This is a genomic window from Clostridium sp. CTA-1 (assembly GCF_054768215.1).
Window position 1 is genome coordinate 106,309 of record NZ_BAAAAP010000007.1, and the last position, 11,829, is coordinate 118,137.

An 11,829-nucleotide genomic window follows, 5' to 3' on the forward strand; every position below is an offset into this window, starting at 1 on the left:
GACTATGAAATTCTTTAAAAATAAACTGACAGTAACTATAATTGTACTGTCAGTTACCTTTTTAATATTAATTACACAAAGTGCGGAGAGAAGCAAGATATCTTTTGTTGAAAGTGGTATAGGTTCGGTAGTTAATCCGGTTCAAGGAGTTTTTTATAAAATAAACAAAAAAGTTAGAAATTCTATTGGTTTTGTTCTTAACATACCAGATGTAAAAAAAGAAAATGTAGAATTAAAATCTGAAAATAGTAAGCTTGCAAGTCAGTTAGTGGAGTATAAGTCTTTAAAGGATGAAAATGAAAGATTAAGAAAAATGCTTAATTTTAGAAATCAGCGTTCAGAATATAACTATGTTGGTGCGGATATAATTGGTAAAAGTGGCGGTAACTATTTAGATGAGTTTACCATAAATAAAGGGTCGAATGATGGAGTAGCTAAAGGTATGATTGCAATAACAAACGAAGGTTTAGTAGGACAAGTAATAGCTACAGGAGGAAGTTGGGCTAAAGTTCAATCCTTATCTAATGAAAATTTAGCTGTTAGTGCTATGGTTGATAGTACTAAAGAAAATAGTGGTGTTGTAAAGGGAATTAAAGATAGCCAAAATAATATTTTAGCTAAATTATATTTTTTACCAATGGATTCTAAGATAAAAGAAAAGGATATTATTTTAACTTCTGGTCTTGGACGTATGTATCCTAAAGGTATAAGAATAGGAGAAGTTACAAGTGTAGAAGTAGATAAGGGTAAAGTAATGAAAAATGCTATAATTAAACCTTATGTAGACTTAAGAAAAATAGAAGAAGTATTTATAGTAATACCTAAAAATAAAGAAGAAGTAAAATATTAAGGTGATGCATATGAAAAAAAAATTAATATTAGGAGCTATTTTAATATTACTTAGCATATTGGATAATTCTTTGATGCCTTTTATAGCAATAAAGGGAGTATATCCTAGCCTTTTATTTGTTTTTATAGTAAGTTACTCTATAATAAAGGATAAATGGGAGGCTATTTGGATTGGCATTTTCGCAGGGATGCTTCAAGATTTATACTTTGCCAATGTATTTGGAATAAATTCTTTAATAAATATGTTTGTTTGTTTAATAGCAGCTGAAATAGGTACAAATATAATAAAAAGTAAAATATTAATACCAGTAATATCTTCGTTTGTATTAAGCATATTTAAAGGGATTTTCATATGGGCTATAGCTTATTTTTTAAAGATTAATATGAGTTATAGTGTAATAGCTTTTAATAGTATGTATAATGGGGTAATAACAATTATAGTTTATAAATTAGTATATAATTTATGTAGAAAAAAATATATGGATAAAAAGTGGGAATTCTAAAGGAATGGTGATTTAGTCAATGAAGATAAACAAAGATAAAAAATTTACTAGATTTGGTGGTCTTATGTTGGTAATGGCATTTATAATTACCGCAATTATATCTAGACTTGTTTATTTGCAACTTATGAATTCACAGGAGTACAAAGAAAAAGCAAATAATAGATCCATAAGAGAAATTCCAGATCCTGCTCCAAGAGGAAATATCACAGATAGAAATGGAGCGGTATTAGCTACTAATAAGCAAAATTACATGCTTATATATAATGAAACAACAGAAAATAAAGAAAGCTTTTTTTCTACTATGGAAAAAGTGTTTAGTATATTAGATCAATATAAAGAAAAACAAACAGATGATTTTGAACTTAAAATTAATCCCTATAGATTTGAGTTTAAAGCTAGTACAACTGAGGCAAAAAGAATAGCAGAACTAAGATTCAAAAAAGATAGAGGATTAGATGATGTAGTTATAAAAAAATTATTTTCAGGTAAAAATAAAAAAGAAAAAGAAGAATTAACAAAGGAAGATAAGGATAAAATAAATGAGGAGTTATTAAAGATAACTCCAGAAGAAACTTTCAAATATTTATTAGAACAATATAAAATAGATACGAAGAAATATTCTCTAGAAGAGCAAAGAAGATTTATGATAGTAAAAGATGCAGCAAAAATGCAGAGTTTTTCAGGATATAAATCTGTTGATGTAGCAAGTAATATAAAAAAAGAAACAGCTTTTATATTTCTTCAAAAATTAAATGATTTACCAGGTATAGATGTAAGTACTCAACCTATAAGAGTTTATCCATATAAAGAAGTAGGATCATCAGTGCTAGGTTATATATCTAAAATAAGTGGCGATAATGCGAAATATAAAGAAAAGGGATATGATCCAAGCTCTGATTATATAGGTATAGATGGAATAGAGGGAGTTTTTGAAGAAAGACTTAAGGGATCTAAAGGTGGAAGAATTGTTAAACTTAACAAAACAGGAAGGGTTATAGAAGAATTAGGAAGAAGAGAACCTTATCCAGGCCAAAATATACAACTTACCATAGATACGAATATACAGAAGGCTGCAGAAGAATCACTGGATTCTGTAATGAAAGATCTTCAAAACAGTCCTATAAGAGGAGATGTTAATACATCTAATGCTACAAGAGGGGCTGCTGTAGCAATAGACGTAAATACAGGAGAAATTTTAGCTTTGGCAAGTAGACCAGGTTTTGATCCTAACTTATTTGCGACTCCAGGAGGATTGACCCCAGAGCTATATAAACAATATTTTAATCCGGATTTAACTGAGTTTGGAAAACAGTATATACTTAATAAAGGCTTAATGAGTTATTATCCGGGAAATACTTTAGACGAGGTTTTAGAAAAACTATTTCCTTTAGATAAGAGTATAAAAAATAATAAAACTATTAGGCAAGATTTATATGATATATATCCGAAACCTTTTTATAATTATGCTACTATGTCAGTAGTACCCCCAGGATCTACATTCAAAGCTATGACAGCTATTGCGGGATTAGAATCAGGAGTTATAACTCCTGGATATTCCATAAGTGATACAGGTGTCTTTGATGATGGAAAGAAGTTTGTAAAGAAATTCGCAGTAGGTGGCTATGGCTCCGTTGATTTATATAGAGGATTAGAGGTTTCTAGTAACCCTTATTTTATGACAGTAGGTAAATTATTAAGAGAAAGTTTTGGTGATGATATACTTGCAAAATATGCTTGGAAATTTGGTTTAGGTGTTCCGCCAAATTCAGATGAAAAAGCTTCTACAGGAATAGAAATTCCTGAAAGATTTGGTCAAGTATTTAATACTTATACTCTATCTAATGTTTACGCAACTCAATATTTGTGGCAAACTATGTCTACTTTAAAAGCAGGGAAAGATGCAAGAGGAAATCAATTTACACCTATAAATTTGTATGATAACGAAAAGGATTCAGACAAGGTTAAAGACTTAAAAAAACAAATTAAAAATTCTATACAGGATTCTATAAGACAAGGAACTAAAAAGTTTGATTCTAATAACTATATAAAAATGCTTACAGAATTAGTTAATGAGGATCCTATTTATAAAGGTAAAAATGTAAATAAAGATCAAATAAAAAGGATTGTAGATGTTATATACTATGTAACAATATCAGACGCTAACTTCCAATTAGGTGTAGGTGCTAATATGTATAATGCATCTATAGGCCAAGGTATAAGTAACTTTACTCCATTGCAATTAGTTAACTTTGTAGGTACCCTAGCTAATGGAGGAGATAGATATAAGCTGCATTTAGTAAAAGAAATAAAAGATGCGGATGGTAATGTAGTAGAAAAAGTTAAACCAGAGATAGTTGAAAAGACTAATGTAAGTAAAGAAAATTTAGCAGCTGTAAGGGAAGGAATGGCAAGGGTTAATGCAGGGGCAGATGGTACTGCGGCAGCAGTATTTAAAGATTTCCCTATTAGAACAGCAGGTAAAACAGGATCAGCTACCTTCAGCAATAGCCAAGATGCTTATGGAAGAACCTCTTATGGTGTTTATATAGGATTTGCCCCAGTAGATAATCCAAAAATCGCCGTAGCGGTTATTGTATTTGATGGTGGACATGGAGGTTTTACAGCACCTGTAGCAAAGTCCATGTATGAAGCTTATTTTAAGAAAGAACTTAATAAAGATAAGCCAGATACAGCTAAAGCATCAGATGCTGGACAAAAGGAAAATACTAAAAATTCAGATGCTACCGGAAATGATGCAAAGGAAATAGAAAATAAAGATACAAATAACAGATAAATAAACATAAACTATATCCACACTATAAATTATTTTATATAATAGATAGTGTGGATATTTTAGAATGGTAAATATTAAATAAATAAAAGTATAATAAACAGAAGGAATTAATAAAAAAATGTGGAAATATAAATTAAGATAGTGTTTTTTATAGCTACTTTGGAGGTTTTTATTTTGGAAGACAATATAGTGATAAAAGGTAACAAAGAAGGTCTTGTTGTAATAATTAATATGAATAAATTTAGAGATTTTAATGATATGATTAATTCGTTAATAGAAAAGTTGTCTCATGGAAAACAATTTTATAAGGGATCTACCTTAAAAATATCTACAGAATTAAAACTTATAAACGAAAAGAATTTAAGAAGACTCAAAGATGTTCTTTTTGAAGAATTTATGATAAAAGACTGTATATTTGAGGATAAGGAAGATCGATCCAATAAACCCTTTAGTGGCATATATGAAGGAAGAACAAAATTTATAAGAAGAACTGTAAGAGGAGGACAAGTAGTACGATATAATGGAAATTTAGTTATAATTGGGGATGTTAATTCTGGTGCAGAGATATATGCAGCTGGTAATGTGATAGTTTTAGGAGCCTTAAGGGGCCATGTGCATGCTGGATTCACAGGAAATCATAAGGCCATAGTGGCAGCATTTTATCTACAACCTTCCATACTTCAAATAGCAAATGTTATGACTAGATCACCAGAAGATAATGTAAAACCTCAATATCCAGAAGTTGCAAAGATTAAATCAAACATAATAGTGGTAGAACCATATCTACCGGACAAATTTATATAAATTAAGGAGGACAAAAAATGGGAGAAGTAATAGTTGTTACCTCTGGTAAAGGTGGAGTAGGAAAAACAACCACATCAGCTAATATATCTACGGCTCTAGCTGCAATGGATAAAAAAGTAGTCGTTATAGATGGAGATACAGGATTAAGAAACCTTGATGTTTTAATGGGTCTTGAAAATAGAATAGTATTTACTTTATTAGATGTAATAGAAGAAAGATGTAAGTTAAAGCAAGCATTGATAAAGGATAAAAGGTTAAGTAGTCTATATTTATTGCCAACAGCACAAACAAGAGATAAAGAAGATGTTAATGTAGATGACATGCTAAAGATAGTCAATGATTTAAAACAGGAATTTGATTATGTAATTTTGGATTGCCCAGCAGGTATAGAAAGAGGATTTGAAAGTTCTATAGCTGGAGCAAATAGAGCTTTAGTAGTTGTAAATCCAGAAGTAACATCTGTAAGAGATGCAGATAGAGTTATAGGAAAATTAGATGCTAAGGGGATAGATAACCATCAGCTCATAGTAAATAGATTAAATTATGAAATGACACAAAGCGGAGATATGTTAGATATTGAAGATATAATTGATAGTTTAGCTATAAAGCTTATAGGGGTAGTGCCGGACGATAGAGGTATAACTATAGCTACAAATAAAGGCGAACCTATAGTTTTGGATAATGGAGCTTTAGCAGGACAGGCTTTTAGAAATATTGCCAAAAGGATTACTGGAGAAGAAGTACCTATAATGGATTTAAGAAGCAAAGAACAGGGTTTTTTTAAATCCTTTAAAAAATTATTTGGATTAAAGTAGGAGTGATAGGATAATGGATTTATTTAAGTTTTTTTCAAAACAATCATCAAAGGATGTAGCTAAGGAAAGACTTAAACTTATATTGATACAAGATAGAAACTCTATATCTCCAGAAGTTTTAGAATCCATAAGAGAAGATATGTTAAAGGTAATATCTAAATACATAGAGATAGATGATGAAGATGTGGATATAAAAATGAGTAGTGTAGAAGAAATAGAAGGTATGTCTCCAGCGTTAATAGCTAGTATTCCAATAAAGAGAATAAAGAAAAAATAAATAAAAAATTAAGAAATTTTTTTAGCTATGTATAAATTTGTACATAGCTTTTTGTATATGATGTGGTATAATCATATTTGTAATTAAGGGGGGATAAAATGTTTGATAAATTTTTTATAAATAGAAAACTCTTAAAAGAGTTAGATTATAGCATGATTATAATTTCTGTATCAATAATGATTTTTAGTGCTTTAAATATATATAGTGCTACTCATACGCAATATGATATATATTTTTTAAAAAAACAATTAATTTGGTTAGTTGTAGGTCTTATTATAATTTATGTAGTTCTAATATTTGACTATATTATTATTGAAAATTATGCTGAAATATTTTATTGGTTTACTATATTTTTACTTATTTTAAATGATACAGTACTTAAAAAAACAGTTAATGGAGCAAGTTCTTGGATGGAAATAGGACCTATATCTATACAACCTTCAGAATTTGCTAAGATAGCTTTAATTATAATATTAGCTAAAAAGTTAGATGATATGGAAGGGGAAATAAATAATTTAAGAAACTTTTTAACCTTAGCTTTTTATGTTGTAATACCTATGATATTGCTTGTAGTTCAGCCGGATATGGGTATGATTATGGTGTTCTTTTTTACTGTGTTAGGTATGTTTTTTGTAGCAGGATTAGACGGAAAAGTAATATTAGGAGGGCTTGCTGGACTAACTGGGTTAGTAGCTATTATTTGGAACTCTCCTTTAATGCAACAATATTGGAAAAATAGGCTTACTTCGTTTTTACATCCTGAAGCAGATGAATTAAACACGGGTCTTCAACTTGTGCAATCGAAAATAGGCATAGGGTCTGGGGGCTTCTTAGGAAAGGGATTTTTAAAAGGAACACAGATATCAGGTGGATATATTCCAGAAGCTCATACAGATTTTATTTTTTCTGTGGTAGGAGAAGAATGGGGATTTATAGGAGCTACAGTTTTATTGGTACTTTACGGTATATTAATATATAAATTTATAAAAACTGCAAAGAATTCTAAAGATATATTCGGATCAATGGTTACTATTGGCGTAACGGCTTCATTTATGTTCTCAATCCTTCAAAATATCGGAATGACTATAGGGCTAGCACCTATAACAGGTATAACTCTTCCGTTTATGAGCTATGGAGGAAGTTCGTCATTGAATAATTTCTTAGCCTTAGCCTTAGTGTTAAATATAAATATGAGAAGAAAGAAAATAAATTTTTAAAGGTATATAAATGATATAAGATTTAACCTTCTTAAGAATTAAAAGTCATATATTGTTAAAAATTCTGTTTCAAAAACTTAGGATTTTTAATAATATATGATTTTGTTATTTGTAGAGAATTTTTAAAGTAATAAATAGATAAAGAATTCAATATAAATAAGAATATAAAAGTATTATAGGAGTGGTTAGATTGTACAATTCTCAATACGAAGAATATTATAATTCATTAAAAAATAGAAAAACTACTAATTTAAAGAACAATAATTATATGTATGGACAATGGAATAATAGAAAAGAAAGTTCTAATATGAAATTTTTTCAAAAGCGTATTATAAGAGATTTGATAGGAGTATTTTTATTATTGATATTTGTGCTAGGTTTAAAAGCTTTTTCCAATCCTAAAACTCAGATGGTGTATAATTACTCTAAAAAAATAGTTAATGAAAATTATGATTATAAAAATTATGATTATAAAAAAGTAATTAATAAGGCTAAAAACTTAGATGCAAATTTGGTAGAAGATAAAATTTTAAAATATATAGATACTTTTAAATCAAAGGTTACAGGGGAAAAGACTGTAGAAGGGTTAATAAGTGATGACTTTGTATTACCTGTAAGTGGTAAATTAACTTCTAAGTATGGGGAAAGAGAAGATCCTGTAAATAAAAAGAAGGCTTTTCATAAAGGGATAGATATAGATGCTAAAGAAAATACAGAAGTATTAGCAAGTTTTAGTGGAACAGTAAAGGAGTGCGGAGAAGATAAGGAGCTAGGTAAATATATACTCTTAGATCATGGACAAGGCATAGAAACTAAGTATGGGCATTTAAATAAAATAAAAGTAAAAAAGGGGGAAGAGGTTAAAAAAGGAAAAACTATAGGTGAAAGTGGTAGTACTGGGAAAAGTACAGGAGCTCATCTTCATTTTGAAATAATTTATATGGGAGAGAACAAAAACCCTCAAGATTATTTTACTAATATAAAAGAATAAAAGTAATGTATAGTGAATACTGTAGTAGATGTAAGCAATTTTTAAGAGGCAAATATGGTAAAAATAAATAAATATTTTGTTCCCTATGTGATATTTTTATTTTATTTAGGTTACAAAGGAAGTTTTTTATTATCTATTGGTGTTGTTTTTGTTCATGAACTAATTCATTATATAACAGCTAGATATTTAGGATTTACAGGATTTAATATAGAAATTTATCCTTTGGGATTATCCTTAAAATTAGATAAACTAGAAAATGCTAACTTTAAAGAAGATTTATTAATATCATTATCTGCTCCAATAGCTAATATTTTTTTTGCAATAATTTTTTGTATAGCTCATAGAGTGTATAATAATAATAGTTTGTATTTATTATACAAAAGTAATTTGATAATAGGTGTGTTTAATCTTATGCCAGCTCTTCCTCTAGACGGTGGAAGAATACTAAGAGATTTATTATGTTTTAAAACCTTTTATAGAAGAGCAAATGAAATAACTATAAATATTAGTATTGGCATAAGTGTTTTTTTTATGGTATTATATATTTTTTTATTTATGAAAGGCTATAATAATTTTAATTTAGGTATAATATCCTTATTTATAACAGGGTTTTCTTTAAAGGAAAAGGAAAGGGTAGCTTATATTATTATGAGACATATAGTTAAAAAACGATTTAAATTTATAAAGAGAGGATACATTGAAAATCAAAATGTGTCTGTTTATTGTAATAATACTTTATTACAAACACTTTCACTTATAGATAAGAATAAATATTATATATTTACAGTGCTAGACGAAAATATGAAAATATTAGATACCTTATATGAAAATGAAATATTAGAAGCTTTAAAAAACTATGGTAATATAAAAATAGGTGAATTTATTAATATAAAAAGTAAAAAATAAATAAGAAGGTTTTTATAAGCATGGATAATACAATGGATTCTTTTGTAATTGTTTTTATTCATGCTTATGTGTTAAAATGTAATAATGTGATAAACCATGAGGAGGAAGTTTGATGAGCAGAATATCGGATGATGTACTATTCAGAGTAGAAAAACCTGCCAGATATATAGGAGGAGAATTAAATTCTTATAATAAAGATTTAAAGGATATAGACATAAGATATGCATTTTGTTTTCCAGATGTTTATGAAGTTGGAATGTCTCATTTAGGTATGAAAATACTTTATTACATATTAAATGAAAGAAAAGATACTTTCTGTGAAAGGGTTTTTGCACCTTGGCCAGATATGGAAAAAATAATGAGAGAAGAAAACATTTCACTATATGGTTTGGAAAGTAAAGATCCTATAAAGGATTTTGATTTTATAGGATTTACCCTTCAATATGAAATGAGTTATACTAATATATTAAATATGTTAGATTTAGCAGGAGTTACTATAAAAGCTTCAGAAAGAGGAGAAGAGGAACCAATAGTAATGTGCGGAGGACCTTGTGCCTACAACCCTGAACCACTTTATAATATAGCAGATATGTTTGTTTTAGGAGAAGGGGAAGAATTAAATAGTAAGATATTAGATTTATATAAAAAATATAAGGGCAAGGGAAAGAAAAAGGAATTCCTAAGGAAAGCATCTAAAATAAGAGGTGTATATATACCTTCTCTTTATGAAGTTACTTATAAAGAAGACAATACTATAAAAGAATTTAAACCTATATATGATGATGTTCCTAAAAAAGTAAAAAAAGTTATTGTTAATAATATAAATGATGTAGTTTATCCAGATAAGTTTGTTGTGCCTTATACTGATATAGTTCATGATAGAATAGTTTTAGAAACTTTTAGAGGATGTACAAGAGGCTGTAGATTTTGTCAAGCTGGAATGATATATAGACCTGTAAGAGAAAAGAAAACAGAAGCATTGTTAGAACTATCTGATAAATTAATAAAAAATACAGGATATGATGAAATAACACTGTCATCTTTAAGTATATGTGACTATTCAGATATACAAAACCTTGTATTTTCAATGGTGGAAAGACATAAAGAAGGTAAAGTAGGGGTAACATTACCTTCCTTAAGAATAGATTCTTTTTCAGTAGATTTAATAAAAGAAATACAAAAGGTTAGAAAAACAGGACTTACTTTTGCACCAGAAGCAGGAAGTCAAAGAATGAGAGATGTTATAAATAAGGGTGTAACAGAAGAGAATTTAATGACTTCAGTGAAAAGTGCTTTTGAAGCAGGGTGGTCTACTATAAAATTATACTTTATGTTAGGATTGCCTTATGAAACTCTAGAGGATGTTATGGGGATAGCAGAGTTAGGTCAAAAGGTTGTGGGAAAATATTATGAAGTTCCGAAGGAAATAAGAAAGAAAGGGCTTAAGGTTACGGTAAGTACATCTATTTTTGTACCAAAACCATTTACTCCATTTCAATGGGCACCACAGGATACCATGGAGGAAGTGAGAAAGAAAATAGAAGCGTTAAGAGGAAATATAAAAAGTAAACAAATAACCTATAACTGGCATGAATCCTTAGTAAGTTATATGGAAGCTATATTTGCAAGAGGAGATAGAAGACTTTGTGATGTTTTAATAAAAGCTTTTGAAAAAGGTGCTAGATTTGATGGTTGGAATCAATACTTTGACTTTAATATATGGAAAGAAGCCTTGGAAGAATGTAATGTAGATGGAGATTTCTATGCTTATAGACAAAGAGAATATGATGAAATACTTCCTTGGGATTTTGTAGATACGGGAGTTTCAAAGGAGTTTTTAATGAGAGAAAACGAAAGAGCTAAAAAGGCAGAAGTAACTCCAGATTGTAGACAGGGCTGCAAAAACTGTGGAGTAAATGTTAATTTAGAAGGAGAGTGTTTTGAAGGTGCGATATTTAATTAAGTTTTCAAAGGAAGGTAATATAAAATTTGTATCTCATTTAGACCTTCAAAGAACTCTACAAAGAAACTTTAAAAGAAGTGGATTACCTGTAGAGTATTCAAAGGGATTCAATCCTCATATAATTATGTCTTTAGCACAACCTTTAGCAGTAGGACTTTACTCTAAAGGAGAGTATTTAGATGTATCATTTATAGAAGATGAGGATGAGGACATAATTATAGATAAATTAAATAATACTGCTCCTTCAGGTATAAAATATTTTAAAGCTGTAAAATTAAAAGAGGGTACAAATAAAAAAGTATTTAAGTCTATGGCAGCAGTAGCAGCAGCAAAATATATAATAGAAATAAAATATAAAAATACGGAAAAGTTAAAAGATGAGTTAAAAACATTATTAAATATGGATAATTGGGATATAATTAAAAAAGGTAAAAAGGGAAGTAAAAATGTAAATATAAGACCTATGATTAAAAATATAGATTATTCTATAGAAAGTAATTTATTAAAAATAAATATTTTGGTAAGTTGTGGAAGTATACAAAATCTTTCTGCAGATCTTTTAGCCCAATTTATAAAGGAAAATACATCTGATATAAAAGAAAATAGTTTTGTAGATATAGAAAGACAAGAAATATACGGAGAATATGAAAATAAATTAGTAGCTCTTTCTGATTATGCTATGTATGTATAAACAGAGTTCTTAGGTTCAG

Annotated in this window: 11 protein-coding genes; all 11 read left to right on the forward strand. The window is 28.6% G+C overall.

Annotated features, from left to right (window positions below; genetic code table 11):
• Positions 1-4 precede the first annotated feature (4 nt).
• The 11 genes from mreC to ACYUEW_RS07660 all read left to right on the forward strand — a co-directional run bounded on the left by mreC (position 5) and on the right by ACYUEW_RS07660 (position 11,810).
• Positions 5-850, forward strand: a complete 846-nt coding sequence (mreC, locus tag ACYUEW_RS07610) for a rod shape-determining protein MreC (RefSeq protein WP_043032252.1) — start codon at positions 5-7, stop codon at positions 848-850.
• 10 nt (positions 851-860) lie between these two features.
• Positions 861-1,352 (forward strand): rod shape-determining protein MreD, encoded by a 492-nt coding sequence (mreD, locus tag ACYUEW_RS07615; protein ID WP_043032251.1) that lies wholly within the window; start codon positions 861-863, stop codon positions 1,350-1,352.
• 19 nt (positions 1,353-1,371) lie between these two features.
• Complete coding sequence (locus ACYUEW_RS07620; RefSeq protein ID WP_460276536.1) at positions 1,372-4,146, forward strand: penicillin-binding transpeptidase domain-containing protein; 2,775 nt, start codon at positions 1,372-1,374, stop codon at positions 4,144-4,146.
• A 174-nt stretch (positions 4,147-4,320) separates the two neighbouring features.
• Entirely contained in the window at positions 4,321-4,950 is a 630-nt protein-coding gene (gene minC / locus ACYUEW_RS07625) for a septum site-determining protein MinC (protein WP_080544090.1), read from the forward strand.
• Positions 4,951-4,967: 17 nt separating this feature from the next.
• A complete protein-coding gene (minD, locus tag ACYUEW_RS07630) occupies positions 4,968-5,765 on the forward strand; it encodes a septum site-determining protein MinD (RefSeq protein ID WP_003483897.1) in 798 nt (265 codons plus the stop codon).
• A 13-nt stretch (positions 5,766-5,778) separates the two neighbouring features.
• Positions 5,779-6,042, forward strand: a complete 264-nt coding sequence (minE, locus tag ACYUEW_RS07635) for a cell division topological specificity factor MinE (RefSeq protein ID WP_003483899.1) — start codon at positions 5,779-5,781, stop codon at positions 6,040-6,042.
• A gap of 98 nt (positions 6,043-6,140) precedes the next feature.
• Complete coding sequence (gene rodA / locus ACYUEW_RS07640) at positions 6,141-7,259, forward strand: rod shape-determining protein RodA (RefSeq protein WP_003483901.1); 1,119 nt, start codon at positions 6,141-6,143, stop codon at positions 7,257-7,259.
• 190 nt (positions 7,260-7,449) lie between these two features.
• Positions 7,450-8,250: a M23 family metallopeptidase gene (locus ACYUEW_RS07645; protein WP_265203522.1), complete on the forward strand. Its 801-nt coding sequence runs from the start codon at positions 7,450-7,452 to the stop codon at positions 8,248-8,250.
• 54 nt (positions 8,251-8,304) lie between these two features.
• Positions 8,305-9,156, forward strand: coding sequence for a M50 family metallopeptidase (locus ACYUEW_RS07650; RefSeq protein ID WP_043032248.1), 852 nt, complete (start codon positions 8,305-8,307; stop codon positions 9,154-9,156).
• 112 nt (positions 9,157-9,268) lie between these two features.
• Positions 9,269-11,119, forward strand: a complete 1,851-nt coding sequence (locus tag ACYUEW_RS07655; RefSeq protein ID WP_003483907.1) for a TIGR03960 family B12-binding radical SAM protein — start codon at positions 9,269-9,271, stop codon at positions 11,117-11,119.
• The gene (locus ACYUEW_RS07660) at positions 11,097-11,810 is read left to right on the forward strand and encodes a TIGR03936 family radical SAM-associated protein (protein ID WP_460276537.1); all 714 of its coding nucleotides are present in this window, start codon (positions 11,097-11,099) and stop codon (positions 11,808-11,810) included. The genes ACYUEW_RS07655 and ACYUEW_RS07660 overlap by 23 nt, the downstream gene beginning before the upstream one ends.
• Positions 11,811-11,829: the final 19 nt, after the last annotated feature.